At 62.4% G+C, this 13730-nt stretch carries 9 protein-coding genes and 3 rRNA genes; 11 read left to right on the top strand and 1 reads right to left on the bottom strand.

The genetic code is table 11. The annotated features are described in order from the left end of the window. The first annotated feature begins 24 nt into the window (after nucleotides 1–24). The 6 genes from QQ977_RS14875 (at nucleotide 25) to QQ977_RS14850 (ending at nucleotide 8067) form a co-directional block, all read left to right on the top strand. The gene (locus tag QQ977_RS14875) at nucleotides 25–1446 is read left to right on the top strand and encodes a selenium-binding protein SBP56-related protein (protein WP_285926551.1); all 1422 of its coding nucleotides are present in this window, start codon (nucleotides 25–27) and stop codon (nucleotides 1444–1446) included. Then, the gene (locus QQ977_RS14870) at nucleotides 1446–1799 is read left to right on the top strand and encodes a 2Fe-2S iron-sulfur cluster-binding protein (RefSeq protein ID WP_285926550.1); all 354 of its coding nucleotides are present in this window, start codon (nucleotides 1446–1448) and stop codon (nucleotides 1797–1799) included. Before QQ977_RS14875 ends, QQ977_RS14870 begins: the two co-directional genes overlap by 1 nt. 304 nt (nucleotides 1800–2103) lie before the next feature. Further along, nucleotides 2104–3573 (top strand): 16S ribosomal RNA (locus QQ977_RS14865). Nucleotides 3574–4028: 455 nt separating this feature from the next. Then, nucleotides 4029–6942 (top strand): 23S ribosomal RNA (locus tag QQ977_RS14860). Between the two features lie 122 nt (nucleotides 6943–7064). Next, nucleotides 7065–7185: ribosomal RNA gene (gene rrf, locus QQ977_RS14855) — 5S ribosomal RNA — on the top strand. Together the 16S, 23S and 5S rRNA genes form the textbook arrangement of a ribosomal RNA operon. A 246-nt stretch (nucleotides 7186–7431) precedes the next feature. Next, nucleotides 7432–8067, top strand: coding sequence for a dienelactone hydrolase family protein (locus QQ977_RS14850; protein ID WP_285926549.1), 636 nt, complete (start codon nucleotides 7432–7434; stop codon nucleotides 8065–8067). 213 nt (nucleotides 8068–8280) lie between these two features. Here QQ977_RS14850 and QQ977_RS14845 read toward each other — a convergent pair whose 3' ends face one another. Continuing rightward, nucleotides 8281–9531: a sulfite oxidase gene (locus QQ977_RS14845; RefSeq protein WP_285926548.1), complete on the bottom strand. Its 1251-nt coding sequence runs from the start codon at nucleotides 9529–9531 to the stop codon at nucleotides 8281–8283. A 329-nt stretch (nucleotides 9532–9860) separates the two neighbouring features. Here QQ977_RS14845 and QQ977_RS14840 point away from each other — a divergent pair, with 329 nt between their 5' ends. The 5 genes from QQ977_RS14840 (at nucleotide 9861) to QQ977_RS14820 (ending at nucleotide 13687) form a co-directional block, all read left to right on the top strand. Continuing rightward, nucleotides 9861–10868 (top strand): transcription initiation factor IIB, encoded by a 1008-nt coding sequence (locus tag QQ977_RS14840; RefSeq protein WP_285926547.1) that lies wholly within the window; start codon nucleotides 9861–9863, stop codon nucleotides 10866–10868. Between the two features lie 313 nt (nucleotides 10869–11181). After that, on the top strand, nucleotides 11182–11649 hold the full coding sequence (locus QQ977_RS14835) for a 30S ribosomal protein S15 (protein ID WP_285926546.1): 468 nt from the start codon (nucleotides 11182–11184) through the stop codon (nucleotides 11647–11649). Then, nucleotides 11650–12795, top strand: coding sequence for an exonuclease (locus tag QQ977_RS14830; RefSeq protein WP_285926545.1), 1146 nt, complete (start codon nucleotides 11650–11652; stop codon nucleotides 12793–12795). Further along, nucleotides 12792–13052, top strand: a complete 261-nt coding sequence (locus QQ977_RS14825) for a KEOPS complex subunit Pcc1 (protein WP_285926544.1) — start codon at nucleotides 12792–12794, stop codon at nucleotides 13050–13052. The genes QQ977_RS14830 and QQ977_RS14825 overlap by 4 nt, the downstream gene beginning before the upstream one ends. Further along, the gene (locus QQ977_RS14820) at nucleotides 13049–13687 is read left to right on the top strand and encodes a 30S ribosomal protein S3ae (protein ID WP_285926543.1); all 639 of its coding nucleotides are present in this window, start codon (nucleotides 13049–13051) and stop codon (nucleotides 13685–13687) included. The genes QQ977_RS14825 and QQ977_RS14820 overlap by 4 nt, the downstream gene beginning before the upstream one ends. Nucleotides 13688–13730 lie beyond the last annotated feature (43 nt).

The raw sequence follows: 13730 nt of genomic DNA, 5'->3' as shown, positions 1-13730 counted from the left end.
GTACTTCGGGACGAGGGTCAGCGTATGAGCGAGACACACGATCACACAGGTGACCACGACCACGACCACGACCACGACCACGAACACGAGCACCCGGACGTCGGCGGACCCGGCTATCCGACGCCTGCAGCTATGCGGACGGAGTCCGGTCGTGAACGAACGGCGTACGTGATGGCACCTCGCGTCGGGATGGAGACGGAAGGACACGACGTCGTCGGCGTCGTCGACCTCGATCCCGACTCCGAGACGTACAGCGAACTGGTAGACGTCGTCGAGATGCCGAACCGAGGCGACGAACTACACCACTTCGGCTGGAACGCCTGCTCGTCGTCCTGTCACGTCGGCGACCTCGCCCGGCAGTACCTCGTCGTCCCCGGACAGCGCTCCTCGCGCATCCACATTATCGACGTCGAGGATCCACGAGATCCGGAGATGGTTCGGGTGATCGAACCCGAGGAGGTCTTCGAGTACGACCTCTCGGCACCCCACACCGTCCACTGCGTCCCCGGCGGGAAGATCATCATCAGCATGCTCGGGAACGCCGACGGCGAACTCCCCGGCGGCTTCCTCCAGCTCGACCAGGAGGACTTCAGCATCGACGGCCGCTGGGAGGCCGACCGCGGCGAGATGGCGATGAACTACGACTACTGGTACCAGCCCCGGCACAACGTGTTGGTCTCGAGCGAGTGGGCCGCACCCGAAACGTACTATCCCGGCTTCGACCTCGATGACGTCGAGGACGGCAACTACGGCGACAGCCTCCACATCTGGGACTGGGAGTCACGCGAGCACGTCCAGACGCTCGCATTCGGCGAGGACGGACAGATACCACTCGAGGTGCGGATGAGTCACAATCCCGAAGAGACCCAGGGCTACGTCGGCGCAGCGCTGTCTTCGAACATGATCCACTTCTATGAGGAAAGCGAGGGAACGTGGGACTGGGACGTCGTCATCGACGAGGAACCTCGCGAACACCCCGACTGGGACATGCCCGTGCCGCCGCTTATCACCGACATCGTGCTCTCGCTCGACGACCAGTACCTCTTCTTCTCGAACTGGCTCCACGGCGACGTCCGGATGTACGACGTCAGCGACATGGGTAATCCCCGGCTGGTCGACCGGATCTGGGCTGGCGGGCTCTTCGGTGACCGCCAGGTGGTTCAGGGCACCGAGATCCGCGGTGCGCCACAGATGCTCCAGCTCTCCCGGGACGGCCAGCGGTTGTACTGGACCACCTCGCTGTTTTCCTCGTGGGACAACCAGTTCTACCCCGAGATGGCCGAAGAGGGGTCGCTCATGCTGAAAGCCAACGTCTACCCCGAGGAAGGACGGATGGAACTCGACGAGGAGTTTCTGGTCGACTTCGGTGAGGCTCCCGGCGGCCCCGCCCGCGCCCACGAGATCCGCTGGCCCGGCGGCGACTGTACCAGCGACGTCTGGCAGTGATGGACCGACCGGACGACGTAGACGACCCGACGGACGAGACCCACGCCGTCACGCTCGTCCGAGCCGACGGCAGCGTGGAGGTACTCGCCGTCGATCCGGGCGAGACCGTCGTCGACGCCGCCAATGCCGCTGGCGTCTCGATCCCGTACGGTTGTCTGTATGGAGCCTGTGGAACCTGCACTGCACGACTGCTCGGTGGGGAGTTCGAGTACTGCGAACCGCCTCGAGCACTGAAACCCGAAGCCCGAAACCGAGGATTCGTCCTCGCTTGCATCGCGACGCCGACGGCGGACTGCCGGCTCCGCGTCGGCCACGCGATTCAGGCCGAAGCCGTCGGAACGCCTTGGAAGTGAGTATGTGCGGGCGAGTACGCTCTCTACGCAGGCTTCGCCGGCCAATCCGAACCTGTTTGTGACTACCTACCTCTGGAGCCAAGGTTCGTAGGCCTTAAGTACTAACCAGCCACTCTGTTTAGTTACGCAGTCGATGAGGATCCCACCCCTGCGGTCTTCCGTACAGATGGGATCTGATGTGAGCCTTGGTAGTTCGGTGACGCCCGATCGGTTCGCGATCGTGGGTCGATCACCGAACGTGGACCATTTGTGTGAGTGTGTATCTACATTCACCGCCAAACCCTCCCCTTCACGGGGAGATAGCATTCCGGTTGATCCTGCCGGAGGTCATTGCTATTGGAGTCCGATTTAGCCATGCTAGTCGCACGAGTTCAGGCTCGTGGCAGATAGCTCAGTAACACGTGGCCAAACTACCCTATGGAGCGGGACAACCTCGGGAAACTGAGGCTAATCCCGCATACGACTCGACCCCTGGAATGGGTCGAGTCCGAAACGCTTTCGCGCCATAGGATGTGGCTGCGGCCGATTAGGTTGACGGTGGGGTAACGGCCCACCGTGCCAGTAATCGGTACGGGTCATGAGAGTGAGAGCCCGGAGACGGTATCTGAGACAAGATACCGGGCCCTACGGGGCGCAGCAGGCGCGAAACCTTTACACTGCACGACAGTGCGATAAGGGGACTCCGAGTGCGAGGGCATACAGTCCTCGCTTTTCACTACCGTAAGGTGGTCGTGGAACAAGAGCTGGGCAAGACCGGTGCCAGCCGCCGCGGTAATACCGGCAGCTCGAGTGATGACCGCTATTATTGGGCCTAAAGCGTCCGTAGCCGGCCGGGCAAGTCCGTCGGGAAATCCGCACGCCTAACGTGCGGGCGTCCGGCGGAAACTGCCTGGCTTGGGACCGGAAGACCAGAGGGGTACGTCCGGGGTAGGAGTGAAATCCCGTAATCCTGGACGGACCACCGGTGGCGAAAGCGCCTCTGGAAGACGGATCCGACGGTGAGGGACGAAAGCTCGGGTCACGAACCGGATTAGATACCCGGGTAGTCCGAGCCGTAAACGATGTCTGCTAGGTGTGCCACAGGCTACGAGCCTGTGGTGTGCCGTAGGGAAGCCGTGAAGCAGACCGCCTGGGAAGTACGTCCGCAAGGATGAAACTTAAAGGAATTGGCGGGGGAGCACTACAACCGGAGGAGCCTGCGGTTTAATTGGACTCAACGCCGGACATCTCACCAGCATCGACAGCAGGAGTGACGGTCAGTGTGATGAGCTTACCTGACCTGCTGAGAGGAGGTGCATGGCCGCCGTCAGCTCGTACCGTGAGGCGTCCTGTTAAGTCAGGCAACGAGCGAGACCCGCACTCCTAATTGCCAGCAGTACCCTTGTGGTAGCTGGGTACATTAGGAGGACTGCCGCTGCCAAAGCGGAGGAAGGAACGGGCAACGGTAGGTCAGTATGCCCCGAATGTGCTGGGCGACACGCGGGCTACAATGGCCGAGACAGTGGGATGCCACGCCGAAAGGCGACGCTAATCTCCGAAACTCGGTCGTAGTTCGGATTGCGGGTTGAAACTCACCCGCATGAAGCTGGATTCGGTAGTAATCGCGCCTCAGAAGGGCGCGGTGAATACGTCCCTGCTCCTTGCACACACCGCCCGTCAAAGCACCCGAGTGAGGTCCGGATGAGGCCCCGATCGGGGTCGAATCTGGGCTTCGCAAGGGGGCTTAAGTCGTAACAAGGTAGCCGTAGGGGAATCTGCGGCTGGATCACCTCCACAGCCCGGGACTGGGGCGTCGCCCCAGCCCACCACTCGTGGCCCGTTGTGCCACACCACCACGTTCGGTCGCCCACCCGTAGGCCGATCGGGCACCTTTGAACTACCAGGGCTCACACCTCGTTCCCGCTCGCTCTGTACGAGAACGCGAGCGGGCTGGACCCATACCTGACTGGAAGGGCGACCGCCGCCGACGGCGGTCGCCCCGGGTTCGACTCCCAGTGGGTCCATGTCTCGGCCCGTCGTCGAATCGCTCCCCTTAAGTGGGAGACGGCGCGACGATTGGGTACGACAGAACCGATGCACCACCCCGTGTAAACGCGGGTGGGAAGGGTTAATGCAGGCCAGCTGTCTACTGGCGTGCGGATGAGACCGTGTGTACGTGTAGTCCAGGCGTCCACTGGACCCGTTCCCGGGTCACTACATCGTTGCGACTTCGTCGCAACGCCGATCCGTCGAACGTGGCTACTGTGCCAGCTGGTGGATCGCTCGGCTCGAGAGCCGATAAAGGACGTGCCAAGCTGCGATAAGCCTCAGGGACCCGCACGGAGGGAAAGAACTGAGGATCTCCGAATGGGAATCCCCACCGCAATTGCTTCGCGCAATGGGGAACGCCGGAAATTGAAACATCTCAGTACCGGCAGGAAAAGAAAGCAATCGCGATGTCGTTACTAACGGCGAGTGAACGCGACACAGTCCAAACCGAAGCCTTCGGGCAATGTGGTGTTCGGACTGACAACCACTCCTCGAACCGCTTCACGAAGTCTCCTGGAACGGAGCGTGAAACAGGGTGACAACCCCGTAGTGAAGCGTAGTACGGGACGCGTCAGCTCCAGAGTATCGGGGGTTGGATATCCCTCGTGAATCTCGCGGGCATCGACCGCGAAGACTAAACACTCCTCGAGACCGATAGCGAACAAGTAGCGTGAGCGAACGCTGAAAAGCACCCCACGAAGGGAGGTGCAATAGGGCGTGAAATCAGTTGGCGATGGAACGACGGGGCATACAAGGTCCCGATCAAAACGACCTACCCGCGAGGGTACAGTAGGAAGATCGGGAAGCCGGTGTTCCGTCGTACGTTTTGAAAAACGAACCAGGGAGTGTGTCTGATTGGCGAGTCTAACCCGATCATCGGGGAAGGCGCAGGGAAACCGACATGGCCGCAGCATTGCGAGGGCCGCCGTGTTCAAGCGCGGGGAGTCAATCGGACACGACCCGAAACCGGACGATCTAGGCGTGGGCAAGGTGAAGCGTGCCGAAAGGTGCGTGGAGGCCTGTTAGCGTTGGTGTCCTACAATACCCTCGCGTGACCTACGTCTAGGGGTGAAAGGCCCATCGAGTCCGGACACAGCTGGTTCCAACCGAAACATGTCGAAGCATGACCTCTGCCGAGGTAGTCCGTGGGGTAGAGCGACGGATTGGGGGACCGTACTCCGAGAGGAGTACGCCCCCCTGTCCAACTCCGAACCTACGGACGCCGTCGACGCAGGGAGTCCGGTATGCGGGGTAAGCCTGTGTACCGTGAGGGAGACAACCCAGAGCTGGGTTAAGGTCCCCAAGTGTGGACTAAGTGCGATCGAAGGTGGTCCCGAGCCCTAGACAGCCGGGAGGTGAGCTTAGAAGCAGCTACCCTCTAAGAAAAGCGTAACAGCTTACCGGCCGAGGTTCGGGGCGCCGAAAATGATCGGGGCTCAAGTCCACCACCGAGACCTAGCCGCACCCTTTACCGGGTGATCGTGTAGGTTGGCGTTCTGTTCGGGTGGAAGCACGGCCGAGAGGTCGTGTGGACCGTTCAGTAACGAAAATCCTGGTCATAGTAGCAGCGTGAGTCGGGTTAGACCCCCGACGGCCGAACGAGTAAGGGTTCCTCAGCACTGCTGATCAGCTGAGGGTTAGCCGGTCCTAAATCAGCCCGTAAGTCGAAGCTGATGAAAGGGAAACAGGTTAATATTCCTGTGCCAGTGTGCACTCAAAGCCGACGCTTTGGGGCCGCCTGAGCCGGGCCATCGCCCGGTCGAACAGTCGAAGTTCGTGGAAGCCGTAATGGCAGGAAGCGAGCGAATGGCTGGATAGCGCAAGTCAGGTCAACCGAGAGCCCGTGAAAAGGCGAGCACACTGTCCGTACCGAGAACCGACACAGGTACTCGTGGCGGCGAAAGCCAAGGTCTGTCGGGAGCAACCGACGTTAGGGAATTCGGCAAGTTAGTCCCGTACCTTCGGAAGAAGGGATGCCTGCCCTCTTCGGGGCAGGTCGCAGTGACTCGGGCGCTCCGACTGTCTAATACCAACATAGGTGACCGCAAATCCGCAAGGACTCGTACGGTCACTGAATCCTGCCCAGTGCGGGTATCTGAACACCTCGTACAAGAGGACGAAGGACCCGTTAACGGCGGGGGTAACTATGACCCTCTTAAGGTAGCGTAGTACCTTGCCGCTTCAGTAGCGGCTTGCATGAATGGATCAACGAGAGCGCCACTGTCCCAACGTTGGGCCCGGTGAACTGTACATTCCAGTGCGGAGTCTGGAGACCCCCAAGGGGAAGCGAAGACCCTATAGAGCTTTACTGCAGGCTGTCGCTGAGACGTGGTCGCCATTGTGCAGCATAGGTAGGAGCCAGTACACAGGTACCCGCGCCAGCGGGTCACCGAGGCAGCATTGAAATACTACCCGATGGTGACTGCGACTCTCACTCCGGGAGGAGGACACCGGTAGCCGGGCAGTTTGACTGGGGCGGTACGCGCCTGAAAAGATATCGGGCGCGCCCCACGGTTCCCTCACCCGCGTCGGAGACGCGGGAGAGAGCGCAAGAGCACATGGGAGCCTGACAGTGTCCGGCACAACGACGGACGCTGACGCGAAAGCGTGGTCTAGCGAACCAATTAGCCCGCTCGTTGCGGGCAATTGCTGACAGAAAAGCTACCTTAGGGATAACAGAGTCGTCACTCGCAAGAGCACATATCGACCGAGTGGCTTGCTACCTCGATGTCGGTTCCCTCCATCCTGCCCGTGCAGAAGCGGGCAAGGGTGAGGTTGTTCGCCTATTAAAGGAGGTCGTGAGCTGGGTTTAGACCGTCGTGAGACAGGTCGGCTGCTATCTATTGGGGGTGTTACGGTTCCTGACAGGAACGTTCGTATAGTACGAGAGGAACTACGAATGGGTGCCACTGGTGTACCGGTTGTTCGAGAGAGCACGTGCCGGGCAGCGACGCACCACGGGGTAACGGCTGAACGCATCTAAGCCGGAAACCCACCTGGAAACGAGGAACCACCTGAGATCCCTCCTAGAAGAGGAGGTCGATAGACTCGGGGTGTACGCGCCAAGGCAACGAGGCGTTGAGCCCGCGAGCACTAACAGATCGAGCCACCATTCATACCGCATGGATCATGACCCGGAAACGGGTCCAGGCGCAGACTGGACTACACGTACGACACGGTTGTGGCGGAGAGAGACCGATACTGGAGTGGCGACGGTTCGATTCCGTCGATCGGCGTTCGGGCGGCCACAGCGGCGGGGCGCTCCCGTACCCATCCCGAACACGGAAGATAAGCCCGCCAGCGTTCCGGCAAGTACTGGAGTGGGAGACCCTCTGGAAACGCTGGTTCGCCGCCTCCACTCATACTTTCATACTTATCTACGGCCCTACACAGCCACAGCTGTGGCTGTGTGGCCTTTTGTATATCGAAGTCAGGACCGATATTGACAGCCCTCCGTATCGCGTTACTCTATCATATCAAGGTGATAGTGTGTCCGAAGTTACATACTGTGGTCACGTATAGAACAGTTACAGTGTCGGTGACCATCGCCTGTGGTAACTGATACCGCTGGGCACTAAGACAACAGTTGTCGTAGCACGGACGTATGTCCAGCGACAGTCTGGTATCCATCCCGGTCGACGACGTCGAACTCGAGGGTGAACTCATCGTTTCCGACGACGCACGCGGACTCGTAATCTTCGCCCACGGTAGCGGCAGCAGTCGGAAGAGTCCACGCAACAACTACGTCGCCGAAGTCCTTAGAGAGCGAGGAGTGGGGACGTTACTGTTCGATCTGCTCACCGAGAGAGAAGATCAGAGCCGCGAGAATCGTTTCGATATCCCGTTGTTGACCGACAGACTAGTTTCCGTAACGGAGTGGGTAAGTCAGCGTAACGATACCGGCGACCTTCGGTATGGATACTTCGGCTCGAGTACCGGCGCTGCGTCGGCCCTGCGAGCCGCAGCGCGTGTCGACGAGGACGTCGGTGCTGTCGTCTCTCGCGGTGGACGGGTCGATCTCGCGTCAGACGTCCTCGAGGAGGTCGCAGCACCGGTACTGCTTATCGTCGGCGGGCGGGACACGGAGGTTCTCGGGCTCAATCGCGAGGCTCACGATCGACTCGAGTGTAAGCGGGAACTGCACGTCGTCGAGGGTGCCGGACACCTCTTCGAAGGAGCGGGCGAGCTCGAAGAGGTCGCCGAGGTGGCGGCAGACTGGTTCGAGACGAAGCTGCAGTGAACGGACGTTCCGTCACGCATCTCTTCCGACTTCGTTATAGATGTGGTTGATAGACGACACGTTCTACGTGTCGGTGATCGCTCGGGTCGGCCGGACCCGGCGGTCCCGTCGGTACGGGTTAGAACGTCATGACGCATGCTGACTGCTGAAAGTCCGTTTCAGCGACCGCGACTCGTCTCGCGGTTGCCCCGGGAAATGGTTACACAATCCGTATCACTCGTCGTCGCCTTCGAGGATCGTTACCTCGACGCCGTTTGGCTCGTAAGCGTTTGCGGCGTACCCGCCTTCGTTCCAGGGGTACTCGTCGTTTTCGAGCACCTCGTTCCAGGCGTCCGGGTCGGAGATGCTCACCGGCTGCCGTCGACCCAGTTCGTCCGTCGCACGGGAGAACAACACGTGCGTTCCGGGCTCGACGTCCCAGTCGTATCGAAACAGTCGCCACGCTCCGTCGTAGTCGGGACCGAACAGTTCCGCCTCGTCCCACGTCTCGCCGCCGTCGGTCGACACGTCTACGTAGTCGACCGCGTCGTCACCCGCCCAAGCGACGCCGCGTACGGTAATCCCGTCGCGGTCGAACGGGACGGGCGACTCCCCGTCCGGAGCGCCTATCAGCGACATGACGTTCGCGTCGAACGTATACGGATAGCTGACGTCGCCCTCAAGTTGTGCCCACGTGTCGACCTCGTCGATCGTCGCTTGCGCGTCGGGCTCGACACCCTCGGGGTGAATGCGGTAGGACTCCTGCTGCCAGGATGCGTGCTTGCCGGGACGGTCGAGCGCTCCCTCGGTCACCATCTCGTCCATGATCACGAGCTCTTCGACCCACTTGACGCTGTTGACGCCGTACCATCCGGGAACGATCAACCTGACCGGATAGCCGTGCTCTCGAGGGAGCGGGTCGCCGTTCATCTCGTAGGCGAGGAGACAGTCCTCGAGCGCCTTCGAGAGCGGGATCGATCGTGCGAAGATGTCGTCGCCGTCTGAGGGATCCCCGCCGATCGCCGTGAGCCACCGCCCGTCGGGCGACTCGATACCGTGTTCTCGGAGTATCGAACGGACCGGGGTACCGGTCCAGAGCGCAGTCGCCGCGGCCTCGAACTCCCACTGGACGCTTCCGGTTTCGGGGCGGTGCTGGCCGCGACCGTTGCCGGCACACTCCATCGTGTGTGCGACCGCAACTGTCGGGTACGACTCCTCGAGGTCGGCAACCGAGACCGACCCCTCGACCTGCCCGGTGAGCGAGACGGTCCAGGCCTCCTCGTCGATTGAGGGGATATCGTTTCTGTGACAGACGAAGTGTTCCTCGACAGGCGTCAACCAGTTCGCGAACGTTCGTCGGTGGGCTGCACCGACGACCGTGTACTTGTCGGCGTCGTCCCGCGTCTCCGTCACGCTACCGTCCCGTTCGTCCAGAATCGCGTCGATCTCCTCGTGACGACTGTCACGTGGACGTTCAGCAACCATGGTACTGGGTTGCACGCGTAGCGTGATAACGTCCCCGGCCACCGTACGAGCGGTGTTCGCCGCAGGAGATCGACCGCTCGAGACCCCCGACAGGTTCTTATCTATTGAATCTCGCCCCCACATCGATATATCAGAAACACCCACATCGCTAAGAGGGCCTAAATCACCCGATTTCGGCCGCGTTATCCGTGATAATGAACAACAAATAGTGCGAAACATTTATAAATGGTGGGCCCCTAACGTGAAGTGAAGCGAAGCGCCGATGGGCGACCTTCTCACATGAGCGCGGTCGCCCGATGATACGCCGCCCTTCCATCCCCGCTTTCATCATGACACAGACGAAATTCCGCGCTAACCAGCGCACCGAATCGGATCGACAGGAAACCGAACACCGCGAGACCGAACACGACCACGAGGAGACGACCACGTGTCCGGAGTGTGGCGGTCGCCTCGAGAGCGAAGGGGCCGAAACGGTCTGTCGCCAGTGTGGGCTCGTCGTCGAGGAAGACGAGATCGATCGCGGTCCCGAGTGGCGCGCGTTCGACGCCACCGAGAAAGACGAGAAAAGCCGCGTCGGCGCACCGACGACGAAGATGATGCACGACGAGGGGCTGTCGACGAACATCGGCTGGCAGAACAAAGACGCCTACGGCAAGTCCCTCTCGAGTCGCCAGCGCCAGAAGATGCAACGGCTGCGCACCTGGAACGAGCGGTTCCGCACGCGTGACCACAAGGAGCGAAACCTGAAACAGGCGCTGGGCGAGATCGACCGCATGGCCTCGGCTCTCGGTCTCCCCGAGAACGTCCGCGAGACCGCCTCGGTGATCTACCGCCAGGCCCTCGAGCAGGACCTGTTGCCGGGCCGGTCGATCGAGGGAATCGCGACCGCGAGTCTCCATGCCGCCGCACGGATGGAGCAGGTCCCGCGCTCGATCGACGAGATCGACGCCGTCACCCGCGTCGACGAAGAGGAGTTCAAACGCGCCTACCGGTACATCAACCGGGAACTCGGCCTCGAGATCCAGCCGGCCGATCCGCTCGAGTATCTCCCGCGGTTTGCGAGCGAACTCGCGCTCGAGGACGAGACCGAACACCGCGCCCGCGAACTGCTCGAGCGGGCCAAACGCGAGAACCTCCACAGCGGCAAGTCGCCGGTCGGGCTCGCTGCCGCGGCGATCTACGCGGCCGGACGGCTCACCAATGCCGACCTCACCCAGCAGGAGGTAAGCGAGGTCACGGAGATGAGCGAGGTTACGATCCGCAACCGGTACCAGGAGCTGCTCGCAGTGGAGGACGCCCGCGTCGGTGCCACCGCCGACAGTGGTGCCGAAGCGTAATCCTGGACCGACGCGATCGGCCGGCGCTGGTCGTCTCTCGTCGATTCTCTTGCTTTCTCGACACCGCCTACGGCCGAGTCTAGCGGCAGATAGGCCAGCCGGTAGCCGAACCCCATCCCGGAACGCTTTAGTCGCCGTCGCCGAAACCCCTCGGTGGGAAGCGCACGGCCGCAAATCCGACTTCGTCACGCTCTGGCGGCGACGGTCCGTTGGGCCGCTGTCGTCTATCTCGCGTGGCTTGGGATTGCGGAAGTGCACCCGGCGAGAGCCGGATTCACGCGACAGCGGTCAGTGCGGTTCCTATCCTCTACCCATGGCACGAATGCATACCCGCCGTCGTGGCTCGTCCGGTTCGGACAGGCCAACGGCAGACGAACCACCGGAGTGGAGCGACGTCGACCCCGACGAGATCGAAGATCGGGTCGTCGAACTAGCAGAGCAGGGTCACGATCCCAGCCAGATCGGAATCAAGCTGCGTGATGAAGGCGTCACCGGCACGCCAGTCCCCGACGTCAAACTGGCGACGGGCAAGAAGATCACGGAGATCCTCGAAGAGAACGACGCCGAAGCCGCCGTTCCCGAGGACCTGCGAAACCTGATGGAACGTGCCGTGCGCCTGCGCGAGCACGTCCAGGAGAATCCCCAGGACCACCAGAACAAACGCGCACTCCAGAACACCGAATCGAAGGTGCGCCGGCTGGTGGAGTACTACCGCGGGAACGAACTCGATCCAGGCTTCACGTACTCCTACGACGTCGCCAAAGAGATCCTCGAGGAGTAGATGTCCACCACGGGTCGTCACACGTCGCCGTCATCCGCCGCCCTCGAGAGCGCCGGCTTCGTCCGGATCACGTCGCGGGCAGACGGCGACGCGTTGGCGGCCGCGGGAGTGCTCGCACGGGCACTTTCGGAACGCGAGACGGCGTTTCAGGTGACCGTCAGTCGGACGATCGAAGAACGGACGAACCGAATCGAAGACGGCAACGGTCACGACGATGCATCCGAGACCGTCGCGATCGGCGCCGTTGACGCCGACGTTCCCCAACTCGGGACCGGCGATCGACCGGCGACGCTCGAGACCGTCTCGCTCGTCCGAGAACTGGGCGTCGAGCCCGATCCCGTACTCGCGCTCGCAGGCGCGTTCGCGTCGGGTGTCGAGCCCGGTGCTGGCGAGACCGAACCGCTGCTCGAGACCGCTCGCGAACGCGGGTTGCTCGAGCGCCGACCCGGCGTGGCCGTCCCGACTGCCGATCTGGCAGATGGACTGGCACACTCGACGCTGTATCACGCGCCGTGGTCCGGCGACCGCGAGGCGGTCCGGGAGACGCTCGATTCGCTCGCACTCGGCGACCGTGACGACGACGCGCATCGTCGCGTCGGCTCGCTCGTCGCCCTCGAGACCGTCGGCGGCGAGGACGCCGGACGCCAAGCGGCGGAGACCGTCGCTCGAGTGCTGGGGCCACACGTGACGCCGGCGGCCCCGTTCGAGACGGTCGGTGGCCACGCCGACGTCCTCGAGGCGACGGCCCGGACCGAATCCGGGACGGGCGTCGCGCTCGCGATCGGCCACGACGTCAGCGAGGCGGCACTCACGGCCTGGCGCGAGCACGGTCGGCGCGCACACGAGGCGCTCGCGGTGGCCTCGACGGGTCGGTACGACGGCCTGGTCGTGGTCGACGCGGGCGAGGGACCGGTCGAGACGATCGCCCGACTCGTGGCGGACTATCGCTCGCCGGAACCGACCGTGCTCGCGGTCGGCGACGGCGAGGCCGCCCTCTACGCGCGTGAAGAGCCGATCGGCAGCGCGCTCGAGGGCGTCGCCCGTGAACTCGAAGCCGGCTACGACGTCGGCCGGCGACGTGGCTACCTGCAGTACGACCCACAGCTGGACGACTCGGCCGTGATCACGGCGGTGAGAGAGCGATGACCCGAACGGCGACGATCAGGACGGACCACGACGACGCTGCACTCGTCGCACGGGCGATCGCGCCCGACAACACCGACGAGATGGAGACGACCGTCGAGGACGGCACCGTCGTCACGCAGATCGAACGCGAGACGACCGGCGGGCTGCACTCGACGATCGACGACTACGTGATCAACCTCGAGGTCGCGGCCACAGTGGCACAGCACGCGAACCGGCCGGCGGACGCCGGCACCGATACAGACACAGACCACTCATGAGCGAACGATCAGTCTCACGCACGAAACAGGAAAAGCGGTGGTACACCGTGTTCGCCCCGGAGCAGTTCGACCGGGAGGAACTCGGCGAGACCCCCGCAGACGAACCGGAACAGGTACTCGACCGAACGATCGAGACGACGCTTGGCGACCTGCGCGACGACGCCAGCGAGAACAACACGAAACTTACCTTCCAGGTGACAGACGTCGGCAGCGACGCGGCCTACACCGAGTTCAAGGCTCACTCGCTGACCCGTGACTACCTGCGCTCGCTCGTTCGACGCGGTGCCTCGAAGATCGAAGCCTACGTCACCGTGTTGACAACCGACGACTACCGCGTCCAGATCCAGCCGGTCGCGTTCACGACGAAGAAGGCAGACGCGAGCCAGGAACAGGCCATCCGCGAGCAGATGGTCGAGATGATCGAGTCGGCTGCCGAAGAACGGACGTTCGAGGAACTTATCGACGGCGTCGTCGAAGGTCGACTCTCCTCGGCGATCTACGGCGAGGCGAAGACGATCTATCCGCTGCGTCGCGTCGAGATCCAGAAGGCGACCCTCGAGGCCCACCCCGAGGAGGTCGCCGAAGAAGAGGCGACCTCGGTCGACGTCGACGAGGAAGCGACGGCGGACGACTAGACCCACTCGATTCGTTTCGTCGTTTGTGAAGACGAGGAGTCAC

The sequence above is a fragment of the Natrialbaceae archaeon AArc-T1-2 genome, assembly GCF_030273315.1.
GTDB lineage: Archaea > Halobacteriota > Halobacteria > Halobacteriales > Natrialbaceae > Tc-Br11-E2g1.
The sequence above is the reverse complement of the archived record's forward strand: the minus strand, read 5'-3'. Positions and strand labels throughout refer to the sequence as shown.

Bases quoted from the DNA above. Each gene is read 5' to 3' on its own strand.
- QQ977_RS14875 (WP_285926551.1), top strand. From the start codon at position 25: ATGAGCGAGACACACGATCACACAGGTGACCACGACCACGACCACGAC.
- QQ977_RS14870 (WP_285926550.1), top strand. From the start codon at position 1,446: ATGGACCGACCGGACGACGTAGACGACCCGACGGACGAGACCCACGCC.
- QQ977_RS14850 (WP_285926549.1), top strand. From the start codon at position 7,432: ATGTCCAGCGACAGTCTGGTATCCATCCCGGTCGACGACGTCGAACTC.
- QQ977_RS14845 (WP_285926548.1), bottom strand. From the start codon at position 9,531: ATGGTTGCTGAACGTCCACGTGACAGTCGTCACGAGGAGATCGACGCG.
- QQ977_RS14840 (WP_285926547.1), top strand. From the start codon at position 9,861: ATGACACAGACGAAATTCCGCGCTAACCAGCGCACCGAATCGGATCGA.
- QQ977_RS14835 (WP_285926546.1), top strand. From the start codon at position 11,182: ATGGCACGAATGCATACCCGCCGTCGTGGCTCGTCCGGTTCGGACAGG.
- QQ977_RS14830 (WP_285926545.1), top strand. From the start codon at position 11,650: ATGTCCACCACGGGTCGTCACACGTCGCCGTCATCCGCCGCCCTCGAG.
- QQ977_RS14825 (WP_285926544.1), top strand. From the start codon at position 12,792: ATGACCCGAACGGCGACGATCAGGACGGACCACGACGACGCTGCACTC.
- QQ977_RS14820 (WP_285926543.1), top strand. From the start codon at position 13,049: ATGAGCGAACGATCAGTCTCACGCACGAAACAGGAAAAGCGGTGGTAC.